Origin of the sequence: Priestia endophytica DSM 13796, assembly GCF_900115845.1 — a bacterium.
Lineage (GTDB): Bacteria > Bacillota > Bacilli > Bacillales > Bacillaceae_H > Bacillus_I > Bacillus_I endophytica.
Map to the genome: position 1 here is coordinate 14,152 of NZ_FOXX01000016.1, position 13,605 is coordinate 27,756.

The following is a 13,605-nucleotide window of genomic DNA, read 5'->3' on the forward strand; positions in this document are numbered from 1 at the left end:
GTAGCATTATGAATCTACTTTTCCTCTTGCCAATACCCAAGCAAACCTGTGCACTATCTTGAGCTAATCATTACGAAGCTTACAAACCTTCACTTGCGTTCACCATACTCATCTTCCCCTAGCAGTGTTCCGAGCCGTGCACTGGCTCTCTGTTTCCGCATTTCCGCATGCAACCCACGAATCCGTTGCCAGACACGCAGTTTTGGACAGGGATAGTTTTTGCGTCTAAACTAGTGGCGTGAGCCACACTATATAAAAGCGACTTCTTGTCGCACCATAATGTTGATTACAGGAAGTAATAAAAGCTCAAACTCTTTGAATTACAATGAGTTTGAGGGTTTTATTACCATTTCAAGGTTCTTTACGTGTAAATTGGATTAGGTACAATTTCTACTAGGGGTATCATCAGGAAAATGCAGGTTTACAACATTAGGAAAATTACAACATAGAAAAATCGGTTCCTTATAACGTTTAGGAACCGATTTTTTTGATTTGGCTTGTTATGCTAACGCATCCGTAAGTTGAAGTACATTATTTCACAATCTATTAATTGGACTCTCCCCAAAAAACTATCTAAAGAAATTTTTAATTGCATCAATGCGTATTTTATGACTACAATCTTCGCAACAAAAAATCTTACTCTTTCTTTCCTTAAATTGTTTATATTTTAGTGAACCTTCGTATACTCTGAATGTTTTTTTACAACTATAACAAAGTACCTCATAGTAAAACATTGGTCCCCCCCTAAATGACACATTACTTTTTAGTTGATTTATCGAAGATTGTAACCAGTTCTCTAGTATATTCCTGAACATCTAAATGAGGCTTTCTCATTAATTCAAGGGTGAACCCGTCAATGGCATTTCTTATTGTTAACGCCATCACCCTTGCTGATGGTCTGGTAAATTCCCGGAAAATTCCTTCTTTCACCCCTAAGGTGAGAATATTTTCAATGGGAAGTATAATAGCTTCATCATGGTCTGCTGCAAACCGAAGTTTACCATCAGCAGTTCTCTGATTAGAAACCGTTTCTATAACAGCGAAAACATGCTTCCGGTTTTCATCTACGAATGTAAGGTTGGATTCAATATACACCCGAAGCATTTCTTTAGGAGATTTTTGAGCTTCTATTCGTGGAGCAATATATGATTGCCAAGCCATATAGTATTCGATAGGTATTTGCTCCAATAATTCCTCTTTATTTGCAAAGTGATAAGAAATAACCCCCTTACTGATATTTGCACGTTTTGCAATCCGTCCTAAAGAAGCTTGAGCGTAACCTACTTCTGCGATTGTTTCAATTGCACATTCCACAATTTGAGCTCTACGGGCTTTTTCGATGAATGACAGTTGTTTTTTGCTAGTCGGTTTATTTTTTTTATTCATGTTCTTATTTTAGTACAGTCGTACAAATAATTCAAACAAAAAAACCATTTAGGTGAAGATTATCTAAACGGTTTTTAAACCTCTTTATACAAATGAAAAGAATCCATTTTGATCGAAATGGATTATTTCCCAACAATTACCTTTCCACTCCACAAAAAGTGAATACAATCATATCGTTCGCAAAGTGTACGTCCGTAAAAGTTTACTTTTACGGTCATTTCTTTTTGATTAGAAATCTAGTCTTTTTTGTGTTCATTTAAGTTATAAATTAAATTACGAACGTTCTTAGAAAAACATATACTTTTATCCTATGAGCACTAGTGGCGTGAGCCACACTATATAAAAGCGACTTCTTGTCGCACCATAATGTTGATTACAGGAAGTAAAAAAGCACAAACCTGTTCAGTAACAACGGATTTGTGCTTTTTATTTTCCTCTATATATACTTTTACGGGCTGGTTACCAGATACAAGTGCATTTCTATTTTCTATTATTAAAGACTTAGCTTAGAAGTGAAAGTATACTCTTTATAGCTTGGTATCCAAATGTAAGACCAAAACCTATTAAGACCACACCGGCTATAATGGAGACCCACTTTAACATATTTAGGTTTAATCGTTTACGTCCGAAGTGAACAATCGTAGCCATGAATAAGTCCCAACATGTAATGCCTACGAATATGGCCGTACTATACAATATAGCTTCTTGTTTTCCTAATTTATTGATAACGCTTGTTAACATAGATCCATAAATCCCAACCCAAAAAACGATATTTAACGGGTTCGATATAGCAATTAAGAAGCCTGATAAAAATGATTGGCTCAAAGATTCTTTGCTTTGAGCATTTATATCTGCAGAAATATTCACTGAAGCATTTCTAATGCTATCGTATCCTAGATAGCCTAATGTAATAAATCCCAAAGTCCACATGGCAAGTTTGACACCTTCATACTCAAAAATACGTGTTATTCCAAGATAAATGAGTAGCATCATACATACGTCAGCAATCATGGCCCCCATTCCTACAAGCCATGCATTCCAAAATCCATTTTTTATTCCCTTATTGATTTGAGCTACATTGATAGGTCCTACTGGTGCAGATAGGGAAATGCCTAAAAGAAAGTAACTAAAAAGACCACTAGTCATGTGTTTCACCCCTATAATTGGATGATGCATTACGATTTTTTTCTTTCCTCTTTCTCCATGTTATATAGGAAAGACAAATAATCACTACACTGATAGGTATAACAACAGAAGTTCCTATAAAGGGGTAAGCAGCTAAGCATAAGATGCACGATAAGAAAGCTAATATCTTTCCTAGTTTATGCTTAATCAATTTTACCCCTGCAGCTGTACCAATAACATATGTCGCAATAGCTAATGAATTAGGCACTAATACTAGTTGATCTAACCTAATATTTAAAATGAAACTAATCACTACACCGGCTACGGAGAATAGACCAACTAGAAGTACAGATCTATGAGGTACAGCATTTTTACTATCATATTTATCTAGCCATTTTGGTGCTAATTTATCATGAGCTAAGGAATAGCCTAGACGGCTAATACCAGCAATAAATGCATTCGTTGTACCTAAACATATAGTAAGAGCCACTATTCCAGTTATCCATGCACCATTCAAACCGACAACTTTCCTCACTACTTCGGCTAAGGAGGCATTATTTAGTGCTTGTTCAGTGGATGTCCCTCCTAGTGTATAGGATTGCGTTCCCACTACAGCTAAGGCAATTCCGATATACAAAATACCCACTATACATATAGCCCCCCATGTTGAGAACATAATGTTTCTCTTTCTAGGTTGTTTAAATTCAGGAGCTAAGCTTGATATCGCTTCCCATCCAAAAAAAGACCAAAATATTAACATAGCAGACTGTCCCACTGACATGATATTGTCTTGATTAATACGTAAAGATAACTGATGGTATTGAATGTGTGGCAGAGATAACAAAATAGTGGAAAGTAAGATGAGAAATGTGAGAGCAGCGATAACAAGTTGAACTTTACCACTAGTCTTTAACCCAAAATAATTCCCAACGGTAGCGATTATGAGTAATAAAACAGCGATTATGTATGCAAAGAAATCTGGTAAATCGAACGCAAAGGCTATGTACATTCCTCCTGTTAGTGACACGATTATTTGCCCAAAGCTTCCAGCTATGAAGAATAACCATCCAGATAAAGCTCCTGTATAATACCCAAATGCTTTATTAGCAAATGTAGCGATTCCTCCTGAACTAGGGTACTCAATGGAGAGATAGGCAAACGTGCAGGCAAGTAGAATACTTAATAACACCATCCCTATCCATGCTATCAGTGAATAGCTTCCAGCTATTCCGGCTGTTATGCCTGGTAATATTAAGATTCCTGAACCTAATACAGCACCAGCATATAGGGCTACTCCTTGAGAAGCTGAAATACTTTGTTTTGATGACTTATCCAATCCACTTCCTCCTTAATCTATAGGTTTACTAGCATTATAGAAAACAATAAGGTATATTTATATGCAGAAATGTACAAATAATGGATTTAAGATTTTAGTTTTGGATAAAAATCATCTGAATTATAAACAAAAGTGAAAAAGGGTGAAAAGAGTGGACTATATTGATTATAAAATCCTTAAACTTCTTCAAGAAGATAGTAGAATGACCATTATTCAATTGTCTAAAGAACTACATCTTAGTCGTCCTAGCATAAAAGAACGCTTAAGACGACTCCAGGAAAGTGGAGTAATCGAGGGATTTACTACTCGTATATCTCCAGAAGCCATCGGAAAAGGTGTACAGGCTATTATTCAGATTGGAAGTTTAAAATGTAAGTGTCGCAATTTTGAAGATAAAATAAGAAATGAAAAAGATATCTTAGAGTGTCATCGGGTTACAGGAACAGATAGTTATTTTATGAAAACCGCAGTGGCGTCTATGCATCAATTAGAAGCCCTAGTAGATAAACTTATTCCTTATGGTCAAGTAACGACATCTATTATATTTTCATCTTCTGTATCCCATCGTCCTTTGCTGCCAGACATCGAGGAAGAAAAGCTAGTTAGTGAATAATAAATATCAAATAAATTTTAGTTAACATAACGCATTTTACCGGACTTAAAAAAACAGATGTTCTGTAACATCTGTTTTTTCATAGTAGGAGACGTTAGTAAAAGTTAAGAGAATTTATTTAGGAATTAATCTCTTTTAATATCGTAAATTTATTGGTAGTAAACAGTAAATAATTATGTTGCTTAGTCCTAATTATAATTCGATCAGTTGTTCCATAGGGAGTTCCTATACGTATGCTATCTGGTGATTGACCGCCATAAGTTTCATCCTCAATAACTTCGATAATATCTTCTAAAGGAATTTTAACTTCAGATAGTTGCCATTTGATAATTAATTCATCCTCTGTTTTTATAACCTTAATACCTGCTGTAAACATATTATCCCCACCTTTATAACATTGTTTCATCATTATCCGATAATCTTGCTAAAAACGGAAAAAAGACAATGAAAAGTATTGCAACAATTCCACTTAAATATCCTAGCCCAATTAAGGGCTCCTTTCCTTTAAGTAAGATAAATTGCCTTGTTTTACAGTTAGGACATTCTTTCCCCTTTTTAGAAAGACTAAGTATCCATATATCTTTTGCTTTCCATTTATAGTTACAATGGTTACAACAAGGCATATGTATATTTCCCCCTTTTCTCTTTTCTTCTCTTTATACGTTTCTTTATCATTTTCGTTTCAATAATAATTATTGTTAATGAATATATACAATATACAATCTTAGTTTACATAAAACATGTTACAGGAACCGGAGAATCTGATTCCCTTTAGTAAAACTGGGTATTCGTGACTTAGAATTTCTATAGTGTCATAGAAGAAACTAGTCAAAAAGAAGCCTTTGCTTTAGTAAGCAAAGGCTTCTTAGTTTTATTCAAGCATTAGTTTAACTTTCAAACCTGTCGGTATGTGAACAGAATTATCGTTTTATCAAAAGGGGTATTCATCCAATGGTATGATTTATCTCACAAGATAAGTCTACCTAGAAAAAATTCAAGATCCCTACCGTATATTCTTTTACTCAAGATTAGCGTGTCTAGTAAACATTTTACTCGAGCTTAATTCTTTCTTTTCCATATACCTCAATATAATAGCATCGAAAAACAATAAGAGGGTTTGCTCAAATAACGATGCCATAGGCTGAATAGTTTTATATTGACTTTGTTCCTTATCTTTAGGGGAACCAGGTAATTTCACTATAATATCAGATGCCTTTCCAATGGTCGATTCAGGAAAAATTGTGACACTAGCTACTGTTGCACCTATATCTTTAGCTTTTTGAACCATAGAGACCAAACTCTTTGTTTCACCTGAACCAGATGCAATAATTAAAAGGTCTTCTTCTTTGAGATTAGGTGTTACAGTTTCACCTACTACATAAGCGTCTAAACCCATGTGCATCATTCGCATTGTAAAAGATTTGGCCATAAATCCTGATCTTCCAGCACCAGCTAGAAAGATTTTCTTTGAATTAATAATACTATCTACTAATTTTTCAGCTTCATGATCTACTATTAGGCCAGTAGTCTGATTTAATTCTTTTATAATTTCAGCTAAGTATTCAGTAGTTTGCATTGTTTTAATCATTTCTTTATACAAGTGTTGCTTTCTTAACTAATTTTTTCATTTCACCTGCAACACTATTTTTATCATCTACACCTGTAATACCGCCACCTACAATTACCAGGTCAGGTTTTGATTCGACTACTTCTGGGAGTGTATTTAATTTTATACCTCCTGCTACTGCTGTTTTCGCGTTTTTAACAACACGTTTAATTGTTTGAAGTTGTTCGAAAGGTGTTTCCCCCTCTGCTTGAAGATCATATCCTGTATGTACACAGATATAGTCAACTCCAAGTGCATCTACTTCTTTAGCACGCTGTTCAAGATTCTTTACATTAATCATATCTACAAGGATTTGTGTTCCTTGTTTTTTAGCTTCTTCCACTGCACCCTTTATAGTAGAATCATCAGTAGCCCCAAGAATTGTAATAATGCTAGCTCCAGCTTCAGAAGCTTTCATTACCTCATATGCTCCGGCATCCATGATTTTTAAATCAGCTAAAACTTTTAAAGATGGGAATTCTTCTTTTATTTCTTTTACTGCTTTAAGTCCTTCGTTAATAACAACTGGAGTACCGATTTCTACGATATCTATGTGTTCCTGAACCTCTCTTACTACTCCCTTTGCTTCTGGAATGTTCACAAGATCTAATGCTAATTGAAGTTCCATGAATACTTCACTCCCTAATTAGATTTTTTGAAGATACGCTTATTATAAAATCTAATTTCTTTTAAAAAAAGTACGCACTTTTAACCCATATAGTAAGTTCCAAAACACATAGTGAGAAAATGTATACTTGATATTGTCGAACGAAATAATGCTGAAAATACGTAATTTTAACGGAAGGAAAGGATCAAGATATTACAAATTACAATATCTCGTTCTATAAATCTATTAGTTCTGCTAGGTTCAATTTTAATGTTTGAAAATGTAAAAGCACATACAGTAATGTCTTAGAATTACTGCATGTGCTTATATAACTAACTCATTTTTAATTTTATGAATTTTCACACAATAAAAGTTACTATTTGTCTATAAAGTAGACGTAAATAACCTTCTAATTTTTAGAAATAGTCGTTTTCGTATTGATTTGTACAGTCTTCATATAAGTCTTCCCCCATTCATACATAGACTCAAGGATTGGCATCAAGCTTCTTCCCTGTTCAGTTAATGAATACTCTACTTTTGGCGGAACAACAGGATATACTTTTCGATTTACAATAAGATCCTCTTCTAATTCTCTCAATTGGCTAACTAACATTCTCTGAGTGATACCTGGCATAAGAGACTTTAGCTCACCAAAGCGTTTAGTTCCCTCTTTTCCTAAATGCCATAAAATAAGCATTTTCCATTTCCCCCCAATAATAGAGAGCGTCAATTCCTTTTCACAGTTAAATGTTTTGTTACAAAGATGGCCCATTTCTTTTCCCTCCTAATTTTATACAACTATCAGTATACTTTTACACACTATATGAAAATAAAGTGTGTACTTTTAACCAAAAATTGTACCTGTTATACTCATTATACTCAAATCCATAAAGGCGATAATTTAAAGATACTAGAACAAGTGATTAAAAGTAAAGGAGGAGAAGCTTAATCATGCCGAGTAGCATTCGTTTAGAAGAAAGAAATCACAATGAACTAAATAAGATGAAACTAGATTCCATGACCTTCGTCTTGTTTGGAGCAACAGGTGATCTAGCTAAAAGAAAAATTTTTCCTGCTTTATATAATTTATTTTTAGATGGAAAATTCCCTCACTCCTTTTCAATTATTGGTTTAGGGAGAAGGAGCTGGTCTGATAATACATTTCAAGCACATATAGAAGAATCATTAAAGACATTTTCTCGCCGTCTGGAAAGTAACACTGCATCAATAGAAAAATTTCTTCGTGCATTCCGCTACGTCGCCTTGGATGTAACAAATGGGGAAACATATGAAAAGTTACTTGATATGATTCAACAAAGAGAAAGAGAATTGAGTATTCCTGAAAATCGTCTATTCTACTTATCTGTTTCTCCTGAATTTGTTGATGTGATTACATCGAATATAAACCAAAGTGGATTAGGTTCTACTACAGGTTGGAAGCGTCTTATAATTGAAAAACCTTTTGGGCATGACTTACTATCAGCCCAAGAGTTAAATCAAAAACTATTACAAACCTTTAAAGAAGAAGAAATTTACCGTATTGATCATTACCTTGGAAAAACGATGGTCCAAAACTTAGAGGCCATAATATTTGCTAATCCTATTCTGCAAGTGTTACGGAATAACCAATGTATTTCGAATATTCAGATCACTGCTAGTGAAACTGTTGGAGTTGAAGAACGAGCGAGTTATTATGATCAATCAGGCGCACTTAGAGACATGGTTCAAAACCATATGTTACAACTGCTTATGATGACAGCTATGCATCTTCCAAAATCAAGAAATGCAAAGCATATTCGAGAGCAGAAGATAAAAGTTATGGAGAACCTTCGTCCATTAGGAAAAAAAACAATAGATTTACATGTAGTACGAGGACAATATGAATCAGGAGAAATTCATGGGGAATCAGTTGTTGGATACAAAGAGGAGCCTGGAATTACACCCTGCACGGTTAATGATACTTTTGTTGCAGCTCGTTTATGGATTGATGATTATTTTTGGAACGGTGTACCATTCTATATTCGTACAGGAAAAAGAATGAAGGAAAAAAGCACGCGTATTGTAATAGAGTTCAAAAATTCTTTTAATGATTTATATGCTGTTGAAAATAGGGAAATAAACCCTAATATTCTGGTGATTGAGATTGGTCCAAACGAAGGTATTTCATTGCAACTAAATAGCAAAAACGCTTTAAATTACAATAAAATTGAACCTATTCTTACACAATTTTCATCTGATCAAAAAGATGTACCTGAAGCTTATGAACTGTTATTATTCGATGCTTTAAGAGGTGATGCTACTTTTTTTGCTAGCTGGAAGGAAGTGGAGTTATCTTGGCGTTGGGTGCAACCAATTTTAGAAGCTTTTAAGAATAATGACCTTCCTCTTCATTCATATAGTGCAGGTTCTATGGGACCAGATGCTTCTGACCAGTTGTTGAAAGAAGATGGTTTCATATGGTGGTAGATAAAAACTGAGGAGTAAAATCTATAATTGTTTGTTAACCATTCAATGGACTTTTGATAATCCTATGTTTGTCATAAATTATCCAACCAATATCTTATAAAGCTATTTTTAGGGGGTATTCAAGATGCAAATCGGATTAATTGGATTAGGGAAAATGGGCTTGAATTTAGCCCGAAATCTTACTGATCATAATCATGAAGTAGTTGGATTTGATTTAAGTACCAATGCTGTCAACGAAATTAAAAAATACGGTTGTACAGGTGTATATAATTTAGTAGACCTTGTAAAATCATTAGATCAGCCCAGGATTCTTTGGATTATGGTTCCACACCCAGTTGTTGATTCAGTAATTAACGAATTAATACCATCTTTAAATAGTGGTGATATTATAATTGAGGCAGGGAACTCCCATTACAAGGATTCTATTCGTCGATACAATTATTTGAAAAAAGTCGGAGTAAGTTTTATGGATGTTGGGACTTCCGGTGGAACGGAAGGTGCTCGTAAAGGAGCTTGTTATATGGTTGGAGGAGATCCTGAAACTTGGAAAATTGTTGAACCGATTTTTCAAGATACAGCTGTAGAAAAAGGATATTTGTATGCAGGGAAAGCAGGAAGTGGCCATTTTTTGAAAATGATTCACAATGGAATTGAATATGGAATGATGGCTGCAATCGGAGAAGGATTTGAAATATTAGAAAAGAGTGAATTTAATTTTGACTATGAAAGTGTAGCGAGAGTATGGAATAATGGTTCAGTTATTCGATCCTGGCTTATGGATTTGACTGAAAATGCATTTTCAAAGGATTCAAACTTACAAGGGGTTAAGGGAATTATGCATTCTTCTGGAGAAGGAAAGTGGACTGTTGATACAGCTTTAGATCTCCAAGCAGCCACTCCAGTTATAGCGATGTCTTTATTGATGCGCTATCGCTCATTAGAGGATGATACCTTCACAGGAAAGGTAGTAGCAGCACTGCGCAACGAATTTGGTGGTCATGCTTTCGAAAAAAATGAGAAAGTTACAAGTGTATAAAAGTAAAGAATGTGTGAATGGGAAGGAGAAAAATAGGATGGCTATCTCTTTTGATTACTCCAGTGCATCATCATTTTTCGGACAAAGTGAAGTGGATTATTTAAGTGAATTTATAAAAGTAGCTCATAACAGTCTTCATGAAAGAAAAGGTCCTGGATCTGACATTCTTGGTTGGTTGGACCTCCCGATTAATTATGATAAAGATGAGTTTTTACAAATAAAACAGGCTGCCGAGAGAATTTAAGGTCAGTCAGATGCTCTTATTGTAATTGGTATTGGGGGTTCTTATTTAGGTGCAAGAGCAGCAATTGAGGCCCAGCGTTATGTAGATAGTTTACAGGAAATGGGGAATAATTTATCTTACGTGTAAATTGATATACTCTAGATTCAAAATATCATAACTAGCGTTTAAAAAGGTTAATTACTCATTTGCCTTACAAAAATAAGTATATCTTCCTTAAATCTAATATACTTTAAAAATAATAAAGCTTTAATACAGTTCATAAACAACGTAGCTAAAAATTGATTTCTTGAGCAAAAAATTCAAGTGATTGCGAGGAATCTCTAAATGTTGAACGTATCGATTTTGGATCTAAAAAGGAATTGATTAGTATGAAAAACGAAAATGTATTTTAATAGAAGGAACTCGTCAAAAAGGAAAGGGATACTTCTACAATAGAAGCCTTTCTTTTGACGAGTCTCTTATTTGAATACGAGCTTTAGCATGGATATAAAAGTTAGTTTCATTCCTGTCTTTTATTTTTTATGCCTTAAGATGTTAAAGAAAGAGTAATATAAACAGTCTACAGATGCATTCTATATTTTTATAGCTCCCCTTATATAAATTACATAGATAATAATTCTATGGATTTTTTCTCTTCTAAATCCTTAATCATTTCTTCCCAATACCTTGGTTTATTTGGTAGGACAGAATAGTAACGTCTCAAAAATTGTACAATAAGACTGCTATTTAACTCATCCTCCTTATGGTCAATAGGAAGAAAACACAAGTCAAGACCAGATACAGCTTCTCCGTCATTTTTCCAAGATGGATGAACATAAGAAAAATTAAGCCGTTTATAACCTAGATGAGATAAAACTTCTCGACGAACATATGGATTCATTGATTTAATACTACCAAATTCATATTGTTCTACTTTACAAGGGTCATAGATTTCAGCAAACATACCACGCAGTTTCTTTCCGTTAGCAGAGGCTAACATATTTAAGTCGACTAATCTCTTTTGTGCTAAAAATGCACCAACGCCAAGCCCATCTTTACCAATAATCGTAAAGTCTGTCATTGCCACATTAAAGTCTTCATAATATCGATATTCTGTCGCCCCTACTACCTTGTTATCTTTAACAGCAATAAAAACACGAATCCCTATATCTTCTAATGGTTCTTTCCAAAGATTAAATTCTAATACCTCTTCTGTGGGAAATACTTGTTGCATTAATTGGTGCATTTGTTTAAATAAAGGGTCTTCTATGCCTGTTATTCTACGATATTCCATTTTTCTTCTTCTCCCTACTTGAGTTATTGTGAATAAATGGATTGTTCCATTCCATTAGTATAGCGTGATTACAGGATTCTTTATCCTCTAAATAGTTTGCTATTACTTTAATTGGAGTTCGACCGCAATGGAGAAGAAATGTAATAACTGGATCCTTTAACTCACCATTTAAAAGTAATTCTATATATACTTCTGGTGTCATTCTATGCGCGTATTTATGGTATCCAGGCATTCTTCCGCCACCCAGTAAACGCTCCAGTCCCTTGTGAATAACCACATCATACATAGAAGACATGAGCCATTTTCCTAATCCTAGTTTTCGAAAGTAAGGGCTTATACTAATATCTACAACATACAATGTATTTCCATTAGGATTATGATTTGTAATGTATCCATTACTAGTAACTTCCTTCCAAGTATGACCAGGACTAGATAAATGGAAATCAATAAGCAGTCCAGTCATTGATCCAACAATTTCATTATTTACTTCTACACATAAAGCTCCTTCAGGAAAGAGAGAAACATGGTTATATAGTTGCTGTGTATTCCACCACAATTCAGAGGGGAATGGCGGAGGGAAACATTCTTGCTGGATACGAATTAAATCCAGAAAGTCTTTTTGTTCATAATTTCTAATTAACGCCGGAATGGGTCGGCCCTGATCAAAGACAAAAAACTCCTTATGGTACACAGTCATGCCTCCTTATAGACGTGTAGGAACCTCTTCTTTAGCTTTCCAATCTGGATAAAGGTCTGTTCTGCGATCTCTCCATGTAGTAACAGATCCACTTTCACGAACCTGATATAACAGTTCTAAATTTAAATCAGTTGTGACAATCATATCTTGATTAATTTCTCCTTCTACCAAAAGACCTTTAGGAGGAAATGGTATATCGTTTGGTGTTATAACTGCAGCTTGACCAAAATTAGCTCGCATGAAATCAACAGTAGGTAAAGAACCAACTGTACCAGAGCTTACTACGTATACTTGATTTTCAATAGCTCTTGCATGGCTTGTATATCGAACTCGATGAAATCCGTGTCGGTCGTCTGTGCAGGAAGGACAGAAAATAACATCTGCACCTTTCGCCTTTGCAATGCGAACAATCTCAGGGAATTCAATATCGTAACACGTTAACATTGCAATCGTGCCTTTGTTTGTCTTAAATACGTGTAAATCTTCACCAGGTGTCATATTCCATTCCTGTAACTCTGTTGGCGTCATATGAAGCTTTGCCTGTTCCGCTACTCTTCCATCTGGATAGAATAAGTGAGCTACATTATATAGCTTGTTATCTTTTCGAAGAACATGAGTACCTGCAATAATGTGTGTGTTTGATTTAATAGCTAGATTTATAAATAATGAGCGATATTGCTCAGTAAAATTAGGCAATTCGTGAATTGCTAAAGCCTTTCCTTGATCGTCGCCAATAGACATAAGTTGCGTAGTGAAGAATTCAGGAAACATAATAAATTCTGCTCCAAATTCCCCTGCTGTTTTTACATAATGGTCCACTTGATAAGCAAATTCTTCAAAAGATTGTATGGTATGAAGATGATATTGAACTGCTGAGACTCTTAGTTTCATAGGATTCATTCTCCTTTCTTTTACTGCTTTAAGTCCTTCATTAAGACCAACTGAAGTGACTATTTTCTAATACTTGTGTGTTTTATTTTGAAATCTCTTTTACTTTTGGAATGTATGCAAAGTTTAATGGCTTCTCATTCTTTAAATAAAGTTAGTTTGGATAATATAAAGTCATTATGAGTTAGAATTTACAGAAAAAAAAGTACGCACTTTCAAAACATATAGTGAATAAAAGTATACTGTCGAAAAATAAGGACTATTCTGTATAAGGGAAGCAGTTTATTGTAGTTTACTTCTTTAAACATTTATTAAAATGTATTTTTTC

At 34.4% G+C, this 13,605-nt stretch carries 14 protein-coding genes and 1 pseudogene; 4 read left to right on the forward strand and 11 right to left on the reverse strand.

All coding sequences use genetic code 11. The features are described from left to right. Positions 1-569 precede the first annotated feature (569 nt). The 4 genes from BM012_RS26965 to BM012_RS21540 all read right to left on the reverse strand — a co-directional run bounded on the left by BM012_RS26965 (position 570) and on the right by BM012_RS21540 (position 3,847). A complete protein-coding gene (locus BM012_RS26965; RefSeq protein ID WP_064504996.1) occupies positions 570-734 on the reverse strand; it encodes a DUF2197 domain-containing protein in 165 nt (54 codons plus the stop codon). A 22-nt stretch (positions 735-756) separates the two neighbouring features. After that, positions 757-1,386, reverse strand: a complete 630-nt coding sequence (locus tag BM012_RS21530) for a TetR/AcrR family transcriptional regulator (RefSeq protein WP_061804512.1) — start codon at positions 1,384-1,386, stop codon at positions 757-759. 501 nt (positions 1,387-1,887) lie between these two features. Further along, positions 1,888-2,532: a LysE family transporter gene (locus BM012_RS21535; protein WP_061803053.1), complete on the reverse strand. Its 645-nt coding sequence runs from the start codon at positions 2,530-2,532 to the stop codon at positions 1,888-1,890. After that, entirely contained in the window at positions 2,525-3,847 is a 1,323-nt protein-coding gene (locus BM012_RS21540) for an APC family permease (protein ID WP_061803052.1), read from the reverse strand. The genes BM012_RS21535 and BM012_RS21540 overlap by 8 nt, the downstream gene beginning before the upstream one ends. 151 nt (positions 3,848-3,998) lie before the next feature. Here BM012_RS21540 and BM012_RS21545 point away from each other — a divergent pair, with 151 nt between their 5' ends. Further along, positions 3,999-4,460 carry an Lrp/AsnC family transcriptional regulator gene (locus tag BM012_RS21545; RefSeq protein WP_061803051.1) on the forward strand — a complete coding sequence of 154 codons (462 nt, stop codon included), beginning with the start codon at positions 3,999-4,001 and terminating at the stop codon, positions 4,458-4,460. 118 nt (positions 4,461-4,578) lie between these two features. Here the strand turns inward: BM012_RS21545 and BM012_RS21550 are convergent, their stop codons facing one another. From BM012_RS21550 to BM012_RS21570, 4 genes are all read right to left on the reverse strand, one after another. Then, a complete protein-coding gene (locus tag BM012_RS21550; protein ID WP_040060095.1) occupies positions 4,579-4,836 on the reverse strand; it encodes a SunI/YnzG family protein in 258 nt (85 codons plus the stop codon). A 642-nt stretch (positions 4,837-5,478) separates the two neighbouring features. After that, positions 5,479-6,036 carry a 6-phospho-3-hexuloisomerase gene (hxlB, locus tag BM012_RS21560; protein ID WP_061803056.1) on the reverse strand — a complete coding sequence of 186 codons (558 nt, stop codon included), beginning with the start codon at positions 6,034-6,036 and terminating at the stop codon, positions 5,479-5,481. A 16-nt stretch (positions 6,037-6,052) separates the two neighbouring features. Further along, a complete protein-coding gene (gene hxlA / locus BM012_RS21565; protein WP_061803049.1) occupies positions 6,053-6,694 on the reverse strand; it encodes a 3-hexulose-6-phosphate synthase in 642 nt (213 codons plus the stop codon). A 388-nt stretch (positions 6,695-7,082) separates the two neighbouring features. After that, entirely contained in the window at positions 7,083-7,445 is a 363-nt protein-coding gene (locus BM012_RS21570) for a transcriptional activator HxlR (protein ID WP_061803048.1), read from the reverse strand. Positions 7,446-7,624: 179 nt separating this feature from the next. Here BM012_RS21570 and zwf point away from each other — a divergent pair, with 179 nt between their 5' ends. The 3 genes and pseudogenes from zwf to BM012_RS21585 form a co-directional block, all read left to right on the forward strand. Next, complete coding sequence (zwf, locus tag BM012_RS21575; protein WP_061803047.1) at positions 7,625-9,139, forward strand: glucose-6-phosphate dehydrogenase; 1,515 nt, start codon at positions 7,625-7,627, stop codon at positions 9,137-9,139. A gap of 124 nt (positions 9,140-9,263) precedes the next feature. Then, on the forward strand, positions 9,264-10,175 hold the full coding sequence (gene gnd, locus BM012_RS21580; protein WP_061803046.1) for a phosphogluconate dehydrogenase (NAD(+)-dependent, decarboxylating): 912 nt from the start codon (positions 9,264-9,266) through the stop codon (positions 10,173-10,175). 37 nt (positions 10,176-10,212) lie between these two features. Further along, a pseudogene (locus BM012_RS21585) lies at positions 10,213-10,491 on the forward strand (glucose-6-phosphate isomerase); the annotation flags it as partial. 529 nt (positions 10,492-11,020) lie between these two features. On the opposite strand, the gene BM012_RS21590 reads toward BM012_RS21585, so the two are convergent. The 3 genes from BM012_RS21590 to BM012_RS21600 are packed head-to-tail and all read right to left on the reverse strand — an operon-like array spanning position 11,021 to position 13,280. After that, the gene (locus tag BM012_RS21590; RefSeq protein WP_061803044.1) at positions 11,021-11,692 is read right to left on the reverse strand and encodes a hypothetical protein; all 672 of its coding nucleotides are present in this window, start codon (positions 11,690-11,692) and stop codon (positions 11,021-11,023) included. Then, on the reverse strand, positions 11,679-12,383 hold the full coding sequence (locus BM012_RS21595; protein WP_061803043.1) for a GNAT family N-acetyltransferase: 705 nt from the start codon (positions 12,381-12,383) through the stop codon (positions 11,679-11,681). The genes BM012_RS21590 and BM012_RS21595 overlap by 14 nt, the downstream gene beginning before the upstream one ends. Before the next feature lie 12 nt (positions 12,384-12,395). Beyond that, on the reverse strand, positions 12,396-13,280 hold the full coding sequence (locus tag BM012_RS21600; RefSeq protein ID WP_061803042.1) for a carbon-nitrogen hydrolase family protein: 885 nt from the start codon (positions 13,278-13,280) through the stop codon (positions 12,396-12,398). Positions 13,281-13,605: the final 325 nt, after the last annotated feature.

Excerpts from the sequence above, each read along its gene's own strand:
- BM012_RS26965 (WP_064504996.1), bottom strand. The coding sequence starts at position 734 with ATGTTTTACTATGAGGTACTTTGTTATAGTTGTAAAAAAACATTCAGA.
- BM012_RS21530 (WP_061804512.1), bottom strand. The coding sequence starts at position 1,386 with ATGAATAAAAAAAATAAACCGACTAGCAAAAAACAACTGTCATTCATC.
- BM012_RS21535 (WP_061803053.1), bottom strand. The coding sequence starts at position 2,532 with ATGACTAGTGGTCTTTTTAGTTACTTTCTTTTAGGCATTTCCCTATCT.
- BM012_RS21550 (WP_040060095.1), bottom strand. The coding sequence starts at position 4,836 with ATGTTTACAGCAGGTATTAAGGTTATAAAAACAGAGGATGAATTAATT.
- hxlB (WP_061803056.1), bottom strand. The coding sequence starts at position 6,036 with ATGCAAACTACTGAATACTTAGCTGAAATTATAAAAGAATTAAATCAG.
- hxlA (WP_061803049.1), bottom strand. The coding sequence starts at position 6,694 with ATGGAACTTCAATTAGCATTAGATCTTGTGAACATTCCAGAAGCAAAG.
- BM012_RS21570 (WP_061803048.1), bottom strand. The coding sequence starts at position 7,445 with ATGGGCCATCTTTGTAACAAAACATTTAACTGTGAAAAGGAATTGACG.
- zwf (WP_061803047.1), top strand. The coding sequence starts at position 7,625 with ATGCCGAGTAGCATTCGTTTAGAAGAAAGAAATCACAATGAACTAAAT.
- gnd (WP_061803046.1), top strand. The coding sequence starts at position 9,264 with ATGCAAATCGGATTAATTGGATTAGGGAAAATGGGCTTGAATTTAGCC.
- BM012_RS21590 (WP_061803044.1), bottom strand. The coding sequence starts at position 11,692 with ATGGAATATCGTAGAATAACAGGCATAGAAGACCCTTTATTTAAACAA.
- BM012_RS21600 (WP_061803042.1), bottom strand. The coding sequence starts at position 13,280 with ATGAAACTAAGAGTCTCAGCAGTTCAATATCATCTTCATACCATACAA.